18 protein-coding genes are annotated in these 17,276 nt (G+C 52.2%); 9 read left to right on the top strand and 9 right to left on the bottom strand.

The features are described 5' to 3' along the window. Positions 1-132 precede the first annotated feature (132 nt). Positions 133-678 (top strand): sugar O-acetyltransferase, encoded by a 546-nt coding sequence (locus J4E05_RS03645; RefSeq protein WP_210402882.1) that lies wholly within the window; start codon positions 133-135, stop codon positions 676-678. A 165-nt stretch (positions 679-843) separates the two neighbouring features. Here J4E05_RS03645 and J4E05_RS03640 read toward each other — a convergent pair whose 3' ends face one another. Together J4E05_RS03640 and J4E05_RS03635 are read right to left on the bottom strand one after the other, a co-directional pair. Further along, positions 844-1,311: a hypothetical protein gene (locus tag J4E05_RS03640; RefSeq protein WP_349592464.1), complete on the bottom strand. Its 468-nt coding sequence runs from the start codon at positions 1,309-1,311 to the stop codon at positions 844-846. Positions 1,312-1,490: 179 nt separating this feature from the next. Then, positions 1,491-2,699: an FAD-dependent monooxygenase gene (locus J4E05_RS03635; protein ID WP_349592462.1), complete on the bottom strand. Its 1,209-nt coding sequence runs from the start codon at positions 2,697-2,699 to the stop codon at positions 1,491-1,493. Between the two features lie 81 nt (positions 2,700-2,780). Here J4E05_RS03635 and J4E05_RS03630 point away from each other — a divergent pair, with 81 nt between their 5' ends. Beyond that, positions 2,781-3,209: a DMT family transporter gene (locus tag J4E05_RS03630; protein ID WP_246832920.1), complete on the top strand. Its 429-nt coding sequence runs from the start codon at positions 2,781-2,783 to the stop codon at positions 3,207-3,209. A 16-nt stretch (positions 3,210-3,225) separates the two neighbouring features. Here the strand turns inward: J4E05_RS03630 and J4E05_RS03625 are convergent, their stop codons facing one another. Beyond that, entirely contained in the window at positions 3,226-3,825 is a 600-nt protein-coding gene (locus tag J4E05_RS03625) for a LysE family translocator (protein ID WP_349592460.1), read from the bottom strand. Positions 3,826-3,941: 116 nt separating this feature from the next. Here J4E05_RS03625 and J4E05_RS03620 point away from each other — a divergent pair, with 116 nt between their 5' ends. Continuing rightward, entirely contained in the window at positions 3,942-4,814 is an 873-nt protein-coding gene (locus J4E05_RS03620; RefSeq protein WP_349592458.1) for a LysR family transcriptional regulator, read from the top strand. A 189-nt stretch (positions 4,815-5,003) separates the two neighbouring features. Here the strand turns inward: J4E05_RS03620 and J4E05_RS03615 are convergent, their stop codons facing one another. Continuing rightward, positions 5,004-5,471 carry a RidA family protein gene (locus J4E05_RS03615; RefSeq protein ID WP_349592457.1) on the bottom strand — a complete coding sequence of 156 codons (468 nt, stop codon included), beginning with the start codon at positions 5,469-5,471 and terminating at the stop codon, positions 5,004-5,006. A 214-nt stretch (positions 5,472-5,685) separates the two neighbouring features. Between J4E05_RS03615 and J4E05_RS03610 the strand changes: the two genes are divergently transcribed. Together J4E05_RS03610 and J4E05_RS03605 are read left to right on the top strand one after the other, a co-directional pair. Then, complete coding sequence (locus tag J4E05_RS03610; protein ID WP_349592455.1) at positions 5,686-6,591, top strand: DMT family transporter; 906 nt, start codon at positions 5,686-5,688, stop codon at positions 6,589-6,591. A gap of 187 nt (positions 6,592-6,778) precedes the next feature. Next, entirely contained in the window at positions 6,779-8,452 is a 1,674-nt protein-coding gene (locus tag J4E05_RS03605; protein WP_349592453.1) for a phosphoethanolamine transferase, read from the top strand. Between the two features lie 111 nt (positions 8,453-8,563). On the opposite strand, the gene J4E05_RS03600 is transcribed toward J4E05_RS03605, so the two are convergent. From J4E05_RS03600 to J4E05_RS03580, 5 genes are all read right to left on the bottom strand, one after another. Next, the gene (locus J4E05_RS03600) at positions 8,564-8,983 is read right to left on the bottom strand and encodes a secondary thiamine-phosphate synthase enzyme YjbQ (RefSeq protein ID WP_349592451.1); all 420 of its coding nucleotides are present in this window, start codon (positions 8,981-8,983) and stop codon (positions 8,564-8,566) included. A 15-nt stretch (positions 8,984-8,998) separates the two neighbouring features. Next, positions 8,999-9,823, bottom strand: coding sequence for a DODA-type extradiol aromatic ring-opening family dioxygenase (locus J4E05_RS03595; RefSeq protein WP_349592449.1), 825 nt, complete (start codon positions 9,821-9,823; stop codon positions 8,999-9,001). Between the two features lie 159 nt (positions 9,824-9,982). Beyond that, entirely contained in the window at positions 9,983-10,210 is a 228-nt protein-coding gene (locus tag J4E05_RS03590) for a hypothetical protein (RefSeq protein WP_085592742.1), read from the bottom strand. Between the two features lie 146 nt (positions 10,211-10,356). Continuing rightward, positions 10,357-10,569: a DUF3185 family protein gene (locus J4E05_RS03585; RefSeq protein ID WP_085592740.1), complete on the bottom strand. Its 213-nt coding sequence runs from the start codon at positions 10,567-10,569 to the stop codon at positions 10,357-10,359. A 241-nt stretch (positions 10,570-10,810) separates the two neighbouring features. Continuing rightward, positions 10,811-14,533 (bottom strand): vitamin B12-dependent ribonucleotide reductase, encoded by a 3,723-nt coding sequence (locus J4E05_RS03580; protein WP_349592447.1) that lies wholly within the window; start codon positions 14,531-14,533, stop codon positions 10,811-10,813. 873 nt (positions 14,534-15,406) lie between these two features. Between J4E05_RS03580 and J4E05_RS03575 the strand changes: the two genes are divergently transcribed. The 4 genes from J4E05_RS03575 (at position 15,407) to J4E05_RS03560 (ending at position 17,154) form a co-directional block, all read left to right on the top strand. Beyond that, the gene (locus J4E05_RS03575; protein ID WP_085592736.1) at positions 15,407-15,769 is read left to right on the top strand and encodes an NADH:ubiquinone oxidoreductase subunit NDUFA12; all 363 of its coding nucleotides are present in this window, start codon (positions 15,407-15,409) and stop codon (positions 15,767-15,769) included. A 75-nt stretch (positions 15,770-15,844) separates the two neighbouring features. Next, positions 15,845-16,336 (top strand): outer membrane lipid asymmetry maintenance protein MlaD, encoded by a 492-nt coding sequence (gene mlaD, locus J4E05_RS03570; RefSeq protein ID WP_085592734.1) that lies wholly within the window; start codon positions 15,845-15,847, stop codon positions 16,334-16,336. A 135-nt stretch (positions 16,337-16,471) separates the two neighbouring features. Further along, positions 16,472-16,714, top strand: a complete 243-nt coding sequence (locus J4E05_RS03565; RefSeq protein ID WP_085592732.1) for a hypothetical protein — start codon at positions 16,472-16,474, stop codon at positions 16,712-16,714. Next, positions 16,714-17,154 (top strand): DUF2155 domain-containing protein, encoded by a 441-nt coding sequence (locus tag J4E05_RS03560; RefSeq protein WP_349592444.1) that lies wholly within the window; start codon positions 16,714-16,716, stop codon positions 17,152-17,154. Before J4E05_RS03565 ends, J4E05_RS03560 begins: the two co-directional genes overlap by 1 nt. Positions 17,155-17,276 lie beyond the last annotated feature (122 nt).

Raw genomic sequence — 17,276 nt, 5'->3', positions numbered from 1 at the left:
ATATTTGTTTACCGTGTTTGTTTTATTGGTCTTTTCCCGGCCAATTTCTTGCGGTGAGCGTCATCCTGGGGCAAAGTCATCGCAAAATACAATCGGGGGAATGGCGTTTTGACGGCAAGCGAGCGTGAGAAAATGGTGTCCGGGCAGTGGTATCGGTGCCTGGATGACGAATTGGCAGACATGAGGATGGCGGCACGTCATGCTGTCTTTGCCCACAATAATACGCCGCCCGATGATCGCGGCAATATCACAGCGGCCTTATTGGCATTGCTGGCTTATGCGGCCCCGGACGCCCGTATTGAAGCGCCATTTCATTGTGCCTATGGCTGCAACATTCATCTTGGTGCCCAGGTTTTTATCAATTCGGGCTGCACATTTCTTGATAGTGCGGAAATAAATATCGGGGCGGGCACCATGCTGGGGCCTAATGTGCAAATTTATTGTCCGCAACATCATAAAGACCCGGTTTTACGCAAGGACGGCCTTGAAATTGCCCGGCCGGTTTTTATCGGGGAAAATGTCTGGGTTGGTGGCGGTGCAATTATTATGGGTGGCGTTCATATTGGCGACAATGCCATTATCGGGGCCGGTTCGGTGGTGACACGTGATGTTCGCGCAGGAATGACGGTGGTAGGTAACCCGGCCCGTGAAATGATTAACCGGTCATCTGTGGCCTGAACCTGTGCTTTACACGTTGCCGGTGCCAACCTGTTTTATGGGATTTGGCAGGGCAGTATGGCAACAGGGGCTTTGAGACCGAAAAGATATTGTTGGATTGACGGGCCGGGATGGGGGCATTTGTTGCCAGTTGCGTATCGTGCGTTCATGCCTGCTAGGGGGCGGTTAACGCCGGGTTTGCATCAATGTATCGACTGCGGCCTGATGATTGCGAATAAACTCAAGGTTATCAGGATCGGTGTTGGGGATTTTATCGGGGCCAACCCGGACGGCAACAGCACTGTGGGCCAATGTCATGCTGGCAATCAGATACTCACGCGCGTTAAATCCGTTTTTGGCTAATAGGGCCTTGATTTTTGGTTGGTTATTCAGGTTTGCAACCATTTCATCAAGTGATTTGGGTTTCGGCGATTTCAAATCATAGTCGTCTTTATTGTTTTTGATTTCGGTGACAACGTTTGTCATGCGTTCAAGTTCATCGGCGGTCAATTTATGGCCTGCTGTGGCTTTGGCAATATCCTGGCGCAGGGTATTGTCGCCATTGGCCGCAGCGGCCGGGAAACTGGTTGCGACACCAATAAACAATGTTAATGCCAGGGCGAGGATACCTGTTTTACCGGGGATTCTGAACATGTCGGTGTCTCCTGTCGTGGGCGTTTTTTCGCGTTTTTTGGGTCAGACATTTGCAGCCTACACCCATAATTTGACAAGAATGTGGGCAGGGGCAATTTGTGAACCATCAACAGAACCAGGCCGGGGCAAACAGATGTGCATCTGGTCGGTTTTTAGGCGGGTTGCGGTATTATCGGGTGTTATTTGCCAATCCCGGCCTTGATTGCCAGGCGGCGTAACGGGCCGATATGGTTGATCGCGCAAAGCCCGCTATAGCGCAAGTCTCGCAGGAATTTTGGTTCTGCCATTGCAGCACGGTTTAGCAGGTCAATGCCACCAACCCGGCCAACGGTTTTTGGCCACTGTCGACGTTCCCAGCGATGCAGCAAGGCATCGCTGCCGATATCGCGGTTTTCCAGCTTCGCAAGGTCGATCTGCTTTGCCAGCGTTTCGATGTCATGCAGGCTCATATTAAGGCCCTGTGCGCCAATGGGCGGTACCACATGGGCGGTTTCGGCAATTAACGCCAGGCGTGGCGCAGTTAACCGATGGGCAATTTGCGCCACCATTGGCCAAACAGCACGCGGTGTTACAATATCAACCGGGCCAAACAGGTTCATTGTTTCGGTCGTTAGCTCGCGGGCCAGCGCCGCATCATCCATCGCGGCCAGTGTTTGCGCGCGGGCATGTGGCACCATCCAGACAACCGATGAACAGGCTTTGCCGTTATGGTCGGGCATCGGCACTAATGTAAGCGGGCCGCCCGAACGATGAATTTCGGTCGAAATATTATCGTGCGGGGTATCGTGGGAAACGGCAAATACCAGCGCATCCTGTTCATAAGACCACCGGTTAAAACGGATGCCAGCCAGATCGCGCAGGGTCGAATTGCGCCCGTCAGCTGCCAGAACAAGCGACGCAGCAAATTTTTGCCCATTCGACAGGGTTATAATCGCCGGGCCGGGGCCAGCCGGTGTGGGTGCGCGATAGCCGGTTACCTTGCAGTCATTCATTAAACGCACATTATCAAGGGTGGCGATTTTACGTAAAAGGGCGGCTTTGGCGGCAATGTTGGTGATGTTCCAGCCAAAATAGCCATCGCTGGTTTCTGCACCATCAAAATCGGCGGTTTCGCGGGGGGTACGTTCGGCCCCACCCGCATCAACGATGCGCATGACGCGTAATTGTGCACCGCTTTGCTGCATGTCATCCCAAACACCGGCATAGGTCAGGGTGTCGATACCCGGTTTTAAAAATGCCGTGGTGCGCAGGTCGGTTGTGGCTGTGTCGGGGGTATCTTTCGGGGCGGGGTCAACAATGACAATCTGGTGGCCATCGGCAGCAAGGCGTGCTGCTGCACTTAACCCGGCGATGCCGCCACCAGCGATCAGGATTTCGGTTTCTTGCATTATCTGTCCACCCGTGTTGCCGGAAATCTTTTATTCCCCTGATATATAGAACGCTTTGGCGGTTGGGCAAAGTGCTGGATCGTGGCGAGGTGGCCGAAAACCAGTCATGCAAACCCGGTGGTTGCGCCACGTGTTGATTTTCTGCATGCTCGCGGCGATTTTGGCATTGGTGACGGGAACAAAAAAATGGGTGCGTGGCTGTATTTGATTTGCGCGATCAGCCTTGAAGTTGCGGGCACGGTCAGCCTTAAATTTTCCGACGGGTTTCGCGACTGGCGTTTTACCACATTGACGCTTGGCTTATACGCGATCAGCTTCTGGGTGCTTTCCATAACACTTCGTACCATACCGGTCAGCACGGCTTATGCCATCTGGTCAGGTTTGGGGATGGCTGCCATCGCGGTGATCGGCATGGTGTTTTTCAAAGAACCGGTTACCGCCATCAAGGGCGTGTTTCTGTTAATGATTATCGGCGGTGTTGTGGGGTTAAATGCTGTTGGAAAACATTAATGTCATGACCTGGGGTTTATAGAACCCATATTGGAACGATCGACGCTGCCAGCAATATTCCCAGCGCGATATTCAGGATTCTCCATTGGATATCCGATTTTAATAATCGCGCCAGAATGGCACCGGTACTACACCATAGCGATAAGGAAAATATCGCTGAAACACCAAAGCCAAGCCCCAATAGGGACGCCAGACTGACCGGGTTTGTGATCAGGCTGGAAAAGGACGCAGCAGCGCCCATTGTCATGGCCCAGCCTTTCGGGTTTAGCCACAAAAGACCCATCCCGCCCAGGAAACTTACAGGTTTGCCAAGGTCTGCCTTTTGTTGGGGGCGACCGCTACCTGCGATAACAAATGCCAGCCATAACAAATAAGCCGTTCCGGCAATTTTCAGCAACATATGTAATATCGGGCTTGCCAGAACCAGGCTTGCCAACCCTGCTGCTGCGGCGGCGGCCAGGGTTGCCATTCCGACAGCAATGCCGAAAATCATGGGAATGGAACGTGCCACACCAAATTGCAGGCCCGATGCCGTTGCCAGTGTGGTCGCCCCGCCAGGCGAAATGGTTGCAATTAATGTGAACAGGGCTAATGGCCCCAATGCGTCCAGCGTCATGGTATTTTATTCCGTTGATAAGCTGACAAAGTAATGTCGGCCCATCAAATACCGCCGCTTTGAATTATGAAAGGCAATGTTTGTAATGGTTGGCATTACAATGCATAATGCTACTTATGGCAGGAAATCTTGATACGGCATTAATTCGCACATTTATTACGGTGGCCGAGAAGGCCAGCATGACAGCGGCAGCATCCACATTGCATCTAACCCAGGGTGCAGTAAGCCAGCAGGTGAGACGGCTGGAGGATGTTCTGGGAGCGTCCTTGTTTGAACGTGACCGGCGTGGTTTGCGATTGACTGGTGCGGGAGAACGTCTTTTTGGTCGCGCCCGGCAAATTTTAGCCCTGAACGATGAAATCTGGACTGAAATGACCGGGGATGTGCAGCGCGGACAAGTGCGCCTGGGTGTGCCTTTTGATTTGGTGGGCAAGGGAATTTCGCCTGTTTTAAAAAGTTATAATGCCGCGTTTTCGCAGGTTGAATTGTCGCTGGTTTGTGCCGCATCGCCAGATTTGAAAGCCGGACTTGCGGCAGGCGACATTGATGTTGCCCTGATCGAGGAACCCGTTGGGCAGGGCAATGGGGAATGTTTGCGTATTGAACGGCTGGTTTGGGTGGGTGCCAAGGGCGGCACCGCACGTGCCAAACGCCCTTTGCCTGTATCCATGGTCAGCCAGTCCTGTGCGTTTCGCCCGGCAGTTTTTAATGCACTGGAAAGCCGCAAAGTGGCCTGGAGAACGGTATTTGAAAGCGGAAATATCGAAGCAACTGCTGTTACCGTGCGAACCGACATGGCGGTAACCGTCTGGTTGGCAGCAACAGTGCCCGATGATCTGGAAATTATGAACGATGATCCCGAATTGCCATCACTGCCCGCCTTCGCCATTAATATGTATTGGATACCAGATGGGGCAAAACCGGCGGTACGCGCGCTGGCTGACCATCTGCGTAATCATTTGTTTGGCAAGGATGGGCCGCAGCCCTGATTGTGAGAAGCGATTGACAATAGGATTTTCACATCAGGACGCATAGAGGGCATCTGGTTTGATGATTTTGGCCTATGACTTTTTATTCAAAATTGCCCGATGCCGGAAAGCTGAGATGGTAGAACAAGACAAAACCGGGCGCATTGGCCCGGTTTTGATATAGGTAAGGTGTTGATGGCGCCGGAATGTTTAGTCGGCGACTTCAAAAACGCCATCAATTTCAACGGCGACACCCAAAGGTAGCGATGCCACCCCGACGGCGGAGCGGGCATGTTTGCCGACATCACCGAAAATTTCGACCATGGTGTCCGATGCGCCGTTAACGACTTTTGGCTGGTCGGTGAATTCGGGCGCGGAATTGACAAAGGCGTTCAATTTGACAACGCGGGTTACTTTATCAAGGTCGCCGACCGCGGCACGTACCTGCGCAATCAGATTTAGCGCGCATAAACGGGCGGCTTTCTGGCCCTCTTCAACACCGTATTCCTTGCCCAGTTTGCCGATGAATTTCAGCTCGCCGTTTTCCATGGTGATCTGGCCGGAAATGTTCACAAGGTTACCTGAACGAACATAGGGCAAATAATTTGCCACCGGTGCATTCGCCTGCGGCAGGGTAATGCCAAGTTCGCTAAGGCGGGCGTCAATTTTTCCTGACATGACAGTTTCCTTTGTTTATGGGGCAGTCTGGATTTGTTGGCGTAATCTATCGGGGTTAAGGCGCGAACAAAACCTTTTCTTTGTGTGCAATTATGCCCGGTTTTAGGCCAAATTCGCTATTGTTCTAAATTGCTCATTTGTAATTTGTTATTTTCCCGTGCAGAAAGCCCGATACGGCATAAAAATCAGGCCATATAAAATGGGGAAACGGATAATGACGGTTTCGAACAACTGGGTCGACAGGGTGCATGGCGGGTGGCTGGCGTTGCTGGGTATCACCATTTTAAGCCCCGATGCCCTTTTGATCCGTTTGATCCGGGCGGACGATATGACGACCGCTTTCTGGCGGTTGTTGATCCTTGGCCTTACCCTGACGGTGGCGGCGGCATGGCGGGGCAGGCGGGCGCACCAGCCGTTATGGCAGGCCATTCGCCCGCGGCGGGACGAAATTTTTGCCGGGGTGTTTTACGGTGGCACCAGCGCCTGTTTTATTTTGTCGATCAAGAACACCGATGCGGCCAATACCCTGGTGATTATTGCGGCAACTCCGTTGATCAGCGGCATTATCGGTGCATTTCTGTTTAAACGCAGGCAACCGCTGCGCACCTGGGTGGCATCCATTGTGGTGTTTGCGGCCCTGGCGATTATTGTGGGCAACGGTTTGGGCGGTGCACACATGCTGGGCGATATCCTGGCATTGGGCACAGCATTGTGTATGGCGTGTTATTTCAATGTTCTAGGGGCAAGAATTGCGGTTGATACAGTTCGTGCGATGATGGTTGGGGCTTTGCTGGTTGCCATTTGTGTTGCGCCCGCTGCAACACCGTTGGCGTTGTTCCCGTGGGACCCGTTATGGCTGATATTACTGGGCTGTCTGGTGTTACCACTGTCGTTTACGTTCATATCGATGGGGGCGAAACGCATACCGGCTGCCGAGGTAGGATTGATCATGCTGACCGAAGCGATATTAGGGTCCGGGCTGGTATGGGTCTTTATGGGTGAAGTGCCGTCATCCACCACCCTGATTGCCGGGGCAGTGGTGATTGTGACATTAGCCAGCCATAGCGCACTGGCATTGTATAGCAGCAAGCGCCGGCGTGGCCCGGTCACAACAGTTTGATATCTGGATGGTTAAACCGACTGTGAATTGAGGTTCGATACGTTAAGGGGCGGGCATTTTGGCTGTTTCAGCTTACTGTCAGGAAGCCGCATTAGGGTGCGATTGCCCCTGATCGTGTAACGGCCATTTTCAACACGCATGGCAGGGGTTGATCCCTTGTCTTGTGATGGTTGGAAAGGTAACGCGATTGAAAACCCCCGTTTTGATCCGCGTTCGGGTACTGACACTTGTGTTTGCCCTGTCGCTGTATTTTGCATTTGTTCTTAATTTCGCGCTTTTGCGCCATTTTTACGAAATTTTGTCCGCGCTGGATAATTTTAGCATCGGTTTTGTCATTTCAATTCCGATCGTGCTTGTTGCGGCGTTGAATTTTGTTTTTATTCCTTTTTCGTCGCGCTTTACGCTAAAGCCGTTTTTTATTCTGGTGTTAATCACCGGGGCGATGGTTAGTTTTGCCATGGTGAAATATCGCATCGTTTTTGACCGTGCGATGATCCAGAATATTTTTGAAACCAACAGTCGCGAAGCCGTTTCCTATGTCAACGGGCACTCGGTTGCGATGGTGGTGTTGATGGGGGTTTTACCTGCCATTTTGCTGCTGTTTGTGCGTGTGACATATGCCGAGCGCTGGTATCAGGGCCTGTATCACCGGGTTGGTGCCATGGCCGGTTTTTTGGTGATTGTTGCGGGTTTTGTTGGCTTTTTTTATCAGGATTATGCCTCGATTGGGCGCAATAATCGCGAACTTGCCAAGGAGGTCGTGCCGGAAAATTATATTGCCAGCACGATTAAATATGTCAAACGCCGCTATCTGACGCGCGACGTGCCGTTTAAAATTATTGGGCAGGACGCATCGCTGGCAGCACAAGAACCGGGTGCCAAACCAAAACTGGTCTTTTTGGTGATTGGGGAAACCGCGCGCGCCGAAAATTATGCCGTTAACGGGTATGACCGGCCGACCAACCCGTTTACCCGTAAAATTGATAATCTGGTGTCGTTTCAGAATGTGCATTCCTGTGGTACGGCCACAGCGATTTCGGTGCCGTGCATGTTTTCGGCCGATAACCGCGAAGGGTTTGATACGGACCGGGCGCGCAATAGCGAAGGTTTACTTGATGTGGTGCAAAAGGCCGGGGTTTCGGTTTTTTGGAAAGAAAATGATGATGGCTGTAAAGGGGTATGCGATCGCATCCCCCATATGACCCTTAACCCCGCAGATTACCCGGATTTATGTGCTGACAATGCCTGCCTTGACGAAGCAATGTTGCGCAATATTGACCAGCAGATTGCCGATATGAAAGGTACTGGCGACCGGTTGGTCGGCTTGCACCTGATCGGGAGCCACGGGCCAACATATTATAAACGCTACCCCAAGGCATTTCGTACTTTTATGCCGGACTGCCCGCGCAGTGATATCGAAAATTGCAGCCATGAAGAACTGGTCAATTCTTACGACAATACGATCCGCTATACCGATTTCGTAATATCGCAACTGGTCGCAAAACTGGCCAGTTATCAGGATAAATACGATACTGCGCTGATTTATCTGTCGGACCACGGTGAATCTTTGGGGGAAATGGGCATATATTTGCATGGCACCCCGTATCGATTTGCGCCAGAGCAACAAACCCATGTGCCATTTCAGGTCTGGATGTCGGACGGGTTTATCAAGGACCGGCACATCGATCTGAAATGTTTTGATGCGATAGGCAAAACCCGTGACTTTTCGCAAGATAACATTTTTTCAACTGTGTTGGGTGCCTTTGGTATTCAGACGAAATTGTACCATAAAAAGCAGGATATTTTCGCACAGTGCCCCAGTGTTGGCATAGCCGCCGCCAGGGCAACGGTTTTGCAATAATGCTACGATGCAGCCACCCTGGGCGTGTCGTGAGTGACATGGCAGGATACTTGGCAATGGCAGAAGATAGATACCTGCCATTGCCGTACTTTGCAGGCAGAACCAGCCGGTTTATTGGCCGACGATGTGCAGGTTGATTTGCCTGCGATGCGGGGCATTGCGGTGTTCAAACAGGTAAATGCCTTGCCATGTTCCCAAAACCATACGGCCATTTTGCACAGGAATGCCAAGGGACACGTTGGTAAGGGCGGCACGAATGTGGGCCGGCATGTCGTCCGGCCCTTCGCATGTATGGCGATAAAGGTTCGGGTCTTCGGCGACCAGGCGTTTGAAAAACACTTGCAGGTCATGCTGCACGTCCGGGTCAGCATTTTCCTGAATGGTCAGGCTGGCTGATGTATGGGCGCAGAACACGGTCAGAATACCATTTTCAAGGGCGCATTCATTCAGCCAGTCTTCGACCAAATGTGTAAATTCGATCAGACCTTGGCCTTGTGTCCGAATTTCAAGCCGGGTTTGATATTGCTGCAATAGGAACTTCCTGTTTCAGGCTGCTTTAATCGACGTTTCCTGATCGTAAAAGCGAAGCGCTGTCATGGCAAGGTTTCCAAATTCGATGCTGTGATGCAGTGTTTTACAGACGTAATGATCATCGGCAGCACCAAGGGCCACATAAAATGGCATCAGATGGTCATCATGAGGGTGGGCCATGAGGGCATGAGGGGCCTTTGAGCGATAGGCCAGCAACGTGTCGATATCGTGCTGTTTGGTGTTTTCAACCATCCATTGGCAAAATTCTTCGGCCCAGGCGTCGGCATTGGGGCCGTCATTGCGGTCAAGGGCGCGTAAATTATGGGTCATGGCGCCACTGCCTATTACCAAAACCCCCATTTCACGCAGGTCGCGTAATTTTTTGCCAAGGGCAAAATGATCGGCCGGGCTGCCATTTTCGATCATGGAAAGCTGAAATACAGGGATATCTGCCTGTGGACGCGCCAAAATCATCGGCATCCATGCGCCGTGGTCCAGCCCGCGCTGGTCATCGGTTTTTGCACCAATTTTCTGGGCAATGGTGCTGGCAAGGTCCGGGGCACCTGCAACATCGTAATGCAACTGATACAGCGCATCGGGAAAACCGTAAAAATCGTGGATGGTTTCCTGGTGCTGTGCGGTTGAAATGGTGGCAACGGGGGCCTGCCAATGGGCCGAAACGATAAGAATGGCCTGCGCACCATCAAGATGGTCAGGTAATTCGGTGTGAAGGAAATTGAATGCCGGTGTGCTTTGCCGTGCAACCAGCATGGGCGACCCGTGGGAAATAAATATCGGGGCCAGCGCGTTGGTTTGGGGAATGTTGGAAGAATGGGGCATGTGTTGGCCTTCGCAAAATGAAATCTGTTTGGGATATCATTACGCGGAACGGTGCCCCCGACCAGAGCCGCTTTGGCAACAATCTGTTCGCAAACCGGCTATGTCGACCGGTATTGTGTGAAAAACAGGAAATATGGTGTCGGGCAGGGGATGTTTAAGTCATGGATGACTGCGGCCATGTTTGGCGCGAAACTCGGCCTGCAAACTAAAGGCACCTTCGACATCTTCCAGGTTTTCGCGTTGTTCCGGCTGCGGCCCGCCAACATAGGAAGCGTCAATTTCCAGCGCCTGAATAAGCATTTCTGCGACCTCTGCCTTGCCTTCTTCAACGGCCTGGCGATGGGCGAGAATGATCTTGTCCGATAGTCGCTGTCCAGTCTGGGACATTGGTGGTTTCTCCCGACGCGCAAACACTACAGATAACAGTCTTATAACTTTTTATGGCACAAAGACTATAACGCGTTAGTGCATATGGGAACCGGTGATTGCTTTTTCATCGGAAGAAACCGTGATTTTGTTGTTTGTGCGCCTGATTAGCGGCGCTTGCCCCCGAACAGAACCATTAAAATACCGGCAACGGCAGCGGCACCACCACCAACCAGATACCACATGGTTTCATCGGTGTAGTGACCAAGGAAAGTGTTGGACAATTCCTCAACCGGTTTGTCGGTCGCATTTAGGCCAAAGACCAGCAGCAAAATGCCAACAACCAGCAAAACGGCACCAAGAACACGGCTCATAGCCATCGGGGAAACTCCTGTCTGAAAGACTTTGTTATTTTTGGAGCCTGTCTTGTTCCGGTATTGGTCCATGACAGGCGAACCAAGCGATAACGCTGTGAAAACAAAGATGTTCCGTTGTGTGAGGGGGATAACGACGAATTTTATGACCAATTACACGGATAAATAAAAACCGGCCGGAAATAATTCCGACCGGTTGATAATGCCAAGGCTTTGCAGCACTTAGATCAGGTTTGCGTGCTATGTTTTACGAGCAACCGGTGGTGCCACCACAAGAATCGCATTTCAGGCAGGTGCCGTTACGTACCAGCGTGAAGTTACCGCAATCAGGGCAGGCGTCGCCCTCATAGCCCTTCATCCGGGCTTCGCGGATACGGTCCATTTTGGCATCGGTTTTTGACATGACTTCTTCGCTGACCGTTAGAATAGCGTTATTTTGCGAAGATGAAGCCGTCCCGGCGGATGCCGCCGATGCGGTTTCAGCACTGTGATGGCTATGGTCATGATCATGGCTGTGGGCATGATCTGTTCCGGTTGCCTTTAAGGTAACGGTTTCTTCCGTCGGCAGGCCACCATCTACAACATACAGGTTACGACGGACGAACCCGCTAGACGCTACTTTGCGAATGGTATCAATTGCCTTGTCTTCGGCTTTGGCTTCGTCACCCAAATTGCCTTCGGCAACGCCCGAACCTACGGCATCGGGCAGAATGTCGTTGGGCTGAACATGGGCAAGGTCGTTGCGGCCCAGATAGGAAATGGCAAGTTCGCGGAACATGTAATCAAGAATGGAGGTTGCCATTTTGATCGCATCGTTGCCCGACACCATGCCCGACGGTTCAAAGCGGGTGAAAGTGAAGGCTTCGACATATTCTTCCAGCGGCACGCCATATTGCAGGCCAATGGAAACCGCGATGGCAAAATTGTTCATCAATGACCGGAAAGCTGCACCTTCCTTGTGCATGTCGATGAATATTTCACCCAGTTTGCCGTCTTCATATTCGCCGGTGCGCAGGTAAACCTTATGGCCGCCAACGGTGGCCTTCTGGGTGTAACCCTTGCGACGCGAGGGCAGCGAACGGCGATCACCGCGAATAACCCGTTCGATGATTTTTTCGACGATCTTTTCCGACGCCTCGGTTGCCTTGGCAGCGGTTGGCTGATCGGCATAATCGTCTTCTTCAACCAGGGCAGAGTTTAGCGGCTGGCTGAGTTTCGATCCATCACGATAGAGCGCATTTGCCTTCAAGCCCAGTTTCCAGGAATGGATATAGGCATCCTTGCAATCCTGGATCGAGGCATTGTTGGGCATGTTGATGGTTTTGGAAATTGCACCGGAAATAAACGGCTGGGCAGCGGCCATCATGCGAATGTGGCTGTCAGCCGACAGGTAACGCTTGCCGGTACGGCCACACGGATTTGCACAATCAAACACCGACAAATCTTCGTCGCGCAAATGCGGCGCCCCTTCCAGGGTCATTGCACCACATACATAGGTGTTGGCAGCTTCGATTTCTTTTTTGCTAAAGCCAAGGGCGGCCAGCATGTCAAAGCTGATATCGCTAATCGCTTTGCCATTCAGACCCAGCTGCTTGACGCAGTATTCTTCACCAAAGGTGTATTTGTTAAATACGAATTTGATGTCGAATGCGTTTTCAAGCGCGCCTTCAATCTTTGCCAGGGCTGCGTCGTCAAAGCCTTTGGCGCGAAGAGCGTCGTGGGTGATGGTTGGCGAGCCCTTGAGCGTGCCGTAACCAACCGCGTATTTTTCCATATCGCGGATCTGGTTTTCGGTATAGCCCAGCGTTGCCAGGGCAACGGGAACGGTGCGGTTGATGATTTTGAAATAACCGCCGCCAGCCAGCTTTTTAAATTTCACCAGGGCAAAGTCCGGCTCGATTCCGGTGGTGTCACAATCCATCACCAGGCCGATGGTGCCGGTCGGGGCGATAACGGTGGTTTGGGCGTTGCGATAGCCATGCTTTTCGCCCAGTTCCAGTGCCTTGTCCCATGCTGCACGGGCCGCAACGGGCAGTTCGGCATAGGGGCTGTCAGCGGCGATTAGCGGTACGGGGTTAATCGAAAGGCCTTCGTAACCTTCCTGTTCACCGTGCGCGGCACGGCGATGGTTGCGCATAACGCGCAGCATTTCATCGGCATTGTCGGCATAGCCGGCAAAGGCACCCAGCTCGCCCGCCATTTCGGCGGATGTTGCATAGGAAACACCACACATGATCGCGGTCAGGGACGCGCAAATGGCACGGCCTTCGTCGCTGTCATAGGAAATGCCCATGCTCATCAGCAGGCCGCCAATATTGGCATAGCCCAGGCCAAGGGTACGGTAACGATAGGACAGTTCGGCAATGCGGTCCGATGGGAACTGTGCCATCAAAACCGATACTTCCAGAACCACGGTCCACAAACGCACGGCATGTTCATAAGCCGCAACATCAATGCCGCCATCATCTGAACGGAAGTTCATCAGGTTCATCGATGCCAGGTTACAGGCAGTATCATCGAGGAACATGTATTCCGAGCACGGATTGGACGCATTGATGCGGCCAGATGTGGGGCAGGTGTGCCATTCATTGATGGTGGTGTCGTACTGGATGCCGGGATCGGCACAGGCCCAGGCGGCTTCGCCAACTTTGTCCCACAAATCGCGTGCGCTGATGGTTTGGGCAATCTTGCCATCGGTCCGGCGGATCAGGTTCCAGTTGCCATCATCAAGAACAGCTTGCAAAAAGTCGTTCGACACACGGACCGAGTTATTGGAGTTCTGGCCTGAAACCGTCAGATAGGCTTCCGAATCCCAGTCGGTGTCATAGGTTTTAAAGCTGATTTCGGTGAAGCCTTCACGGGCGAACTGAATGATCTTGTTGATGTAAGAATCGGGGATCATCACAGAACGTGCTGAAAGAATGGCTTCTTTAAGCTGCGGGTTGCTGCGCGGGTTCAACCGTTCATCAGAATCGGCGGCACCGTCCCAGTTGTTGCATGCGGTCAAAACGGCGGTCAGGTGTTTTTCCGCCAGTTTGGAACCGGCAACAAGGGCCGCAACCTTTTGTTCTTCAACGACTTTCCAGTCGATATATTTTTCAATATCGGGGTGGTCAATATCAACCACCACCATTTTGGCAGCGCGGCGCGTGGTGCCGCCCGATTTGATGGCACCCGCGGCACGGTCGCCAATCTTAAGGAAGCTCATCAGGCCCGAGGAACGCCCGCCACCCGAAAGTGATTCGCCTTCGCCGCGCACGTTGGAAAAGTTTGATCCGGTGCCCGAGCCATATTTGAACAGGCGGGCTTCACGGGTCCACAAATCCATGATGCCGCCTTCATTGACCAGATCGTCAGAAACCGACTGGATGAAGCAGGCATGAGGCTGCGGGTGTTCGTAAGAACCGGTGGATTTGGTCAGCTTACCAGTCAGATAATCAACATAGGAATGGCCCTGTGCCGGACCGTCAATGCCATAGGCCCAATGCAGGCCGGTGTTAAACCATTGCGGCGAGTTCGGCGCGCCCATCTGATGGGCAAGCTGGTAACGCATTTCATCAAAAAAGGCGCGGGCATCGGATTCGCCATCGAAATAGCCGCCTTTCCAGCCCCAATAAGCCCAGGTGCCCGCCAGACGATCAAATACCTGGGTCGCGCTAAGCTCGCTGGTATAGCGCTCTTCTGCAGGCATTTTCTCCAGTTTGGTTTTGTCGGCCTCGTGGCGCCAAAGCCATTGGGGAACGTCTTTTTCCTTGACCGGTTTCAAAGCAACGGGAACGCCCGCCTTGCGGAAATACTTCTGGGCAAGAACATCGCTTGCCACCTGCGACCAGGTTGACGGCACGTCAATGTCGTTCATTTCAAAAACGGTCGAGCCATCGGGGTTTTTGATTTTGCAGGATGACTTGCGAAAATCGATGTCGGCATACGGGCTGACATCTTCCTGTGTGAACTGCCTGGTAATCCGCATGGTTTGCTCCGTTATTGGCCCCGATACGGCGCAATGCGGCCAGTATCTGATAGACCAGATATTGTTTGCTCACAACGTCAAGCCGCCCCACCGACCTTAGGGAATTGGTCGTGTCCGGTTTGGCCAAATTATTGGTGGAATTCACCCTGGGGCACAAGGCCCGCGGGAGCGCATTATAAGGGGATGAAAAGTGCCCCGTCCACCAAACTTTGTGGTTGACATCAAATTAAGCTACTACATGTAGCGGTATGTGGCATCTTTGCTGTAATGAGAGTTTTTGCCGATCTGGTTAACAATAGTTGAATCACCCACAAGCAACTGGAATGTCGGGGTTTTTTATCGGCAGTGTTTCGCAATATTACAGGGACTCGCTATACAATACGCTACATATAGTAGGTCGATAACCGTCAGACCCTGCGACGGACACAAGTTACCTTTGTTTGCCGATGAAATCCAGCCTTGCGGGTTAACAATATATTACCTCTGCCTGGAATCTGACAGATTCTGACAGCTAAGTTCATGTAATTTATGTGAAAAAAGACGGTTTCAATGATTGGTCAAACTATAGTTTTCCTTTATTCTCAAAGGGTTTCCAACTTGCTTTGGCTGTGGATAACATGGGGGACAAAAGCCCCAAACCGTATCGTTTCAAAGAGTCGTGCATCTTCATGCCCTTGTGGGGGAAATTTGACGATGTGCGGTGTCTGGCAGCCAGGGTAAAAACGATGATGGTGCAATGCAATGCTTCGGCTTGAAACATTGACTTTGCTCTGACATCGGGACATATAAGGTGCGTAATTGTCCTCGGTGCGCGTTCGCGCAACCGTCGTCCTGTCTGGCAGGGCAAAAACAATTTGGAGAGAGACCGCAAATATGGCCACCGTCGGGACCCGTATCTTTACTTCGCTGTTTGGCAAGCGCGTTGGCGAAGACCGTTATGGTAATGTTTACTATACCGAAAAAAAGGCCGCGCAGGGCCGTAAAGCAAAGCGTTGGGTGATCTATAAGGGCATCGACGAAGGCTCCAAGGTGCCGGCTGAATGGCATGCATGGCTGCATTATACCCTTGATGCGCCGCTGTCGGAAAAAGCGGAAGACCGTTATGACTGGCAAAAAGACCATCAGCCAAATCTGACGGGCACCAAACATGCCTATCGCCCCAAGGGCCATGATTACCAGGGTGGGCAACGTGCCAAGGCCACTGGCGATTATCAGTCATGGACACCGGAAGGCTGATTTTCAGCCCGGATTTTGGATCAGGCCCGTTTTAAACGGGTATTATGCGACATTATTGCAAGGATGGAACAAGGTATGAGCAACAGGCTGGTCGAGACACTGGCAGGTGGCGCAGTTATTTGCGTTGCGGTCGCTTTCGCTGTTTTTTCCTATTCCCGTGCAGGGTTGCGCTCGGTTGAGGGCGGGTACGAGCTGAATGCCAGCTTTAACCGCATTGATGGCCTGGCAACGGGCAATGATGTGCGGATTTCCGGCGTCAAGGTCGGTTCGGTTGTATCGCAGGAACTTGACCCGAAAACCTATATGGCCGTGATCCACATGAAAATCCGGTCCGATGTGGAATTGCCGACCGACAGTGCTGCGAAAATTGCTTCGGATGGGCTTCTGGGCGGCAAGTTTGTGTCGCTGGAACCTGGCGGAGATGTTGACATGTTGCCGCCGGGCGGGTCGGTTGAGTATACTCAGGGGTCGGTAAACCTTGAAGAGCTGATTGGCCAGGTGATTTATTCGAACAAGTCATCCGGTGGTGACAAGGCCGATGCCCAGGCCGCCCCGGCAGGGAACTAGGCCTGTTTTGACGGGCCGGGATGTGACGATTTGCACATCGTCATGATTTGGCCCGGTTTGGTTTGCATCTTTTGACGAAGCATCATCTGTTTACCCTGTAAACCTTTGATGCCCTGATATGGAGCGGAGCAGATTATGAGCAAGTCAGACATCACAACGGATATGCCAACCTGGCATAACCCTGATGGCGCGCCGTTATCCTGTGTCGAGAAAATCAAGGTTCTGAACGAGAATTTTGTCGAACTGCGTGAAATGATGCAGGACGCTCTTGAAGATGCCCTGTTGATGGGATGTGACGAAGAGCAGTTTCGTGCCGTTATGCGAGATGTGGTCGCGGAACTTGAAAATCCCTATGGGACGGCGGAGAAAAAATCCTGATGAATGTTAAATCCCTGTTGGTAACAGGTACGCTTGCAGCCGGTTTTGTTCTGGCGGGGGTGACTGGCGCGTCGGCGCTGGATTATCGCAAGGCTGATGTTGCTCAGCTTCAGGGGCTTGATAAAATTACGGCGCGTATTTCGACTTTCGAAGTGCCGGTCGGGCAAAGTGTTGATTTTGGGTCATTGACGATTAAGGTTGACGCCTGCTATCGCACGCCACCTGAAGAACGGCCTGAAAGTGCCGGTTTTCTGGAAATTGTTGATCATCGTTCCGAAGATAAAACCGATGTCGAGGTTTTTAATGGCTGGATGTTTGCCTCAACGCCTGGCCTGTCGGCACTGGAACACCCGGTTTATGATGTCTGGGTGAAGGAATGTCTGGAGCCGGGTGAAAGCCCGACGTCAGGAGACGAGATGCCCCCGGAGAATAATGGTTAAAACACCCGTGTCGTAACGCGCTGTTTTGCATATCAGCGTCGTGTGTGAGCAGATGTTGATATTTTTGGTCAACACGCCAAACGATGCGCAAATATGAAAAAACCACCGGATTGCGCCGGTGG

Source organism: Thalassospira sp. NFXS8 (genome assembly GCF_040148805.1).
Classification (GTDB): domain Bacteria; phylum Pseudomonadota; class Alphaproteobacteria; order Rhodospirillales; family Thalassospiraceae; genus Thalassospira.
Note: the sequence above shows the minus strand (reverse complement) of the source record. Positions and strands in the feature narration are given on the sequence as shown.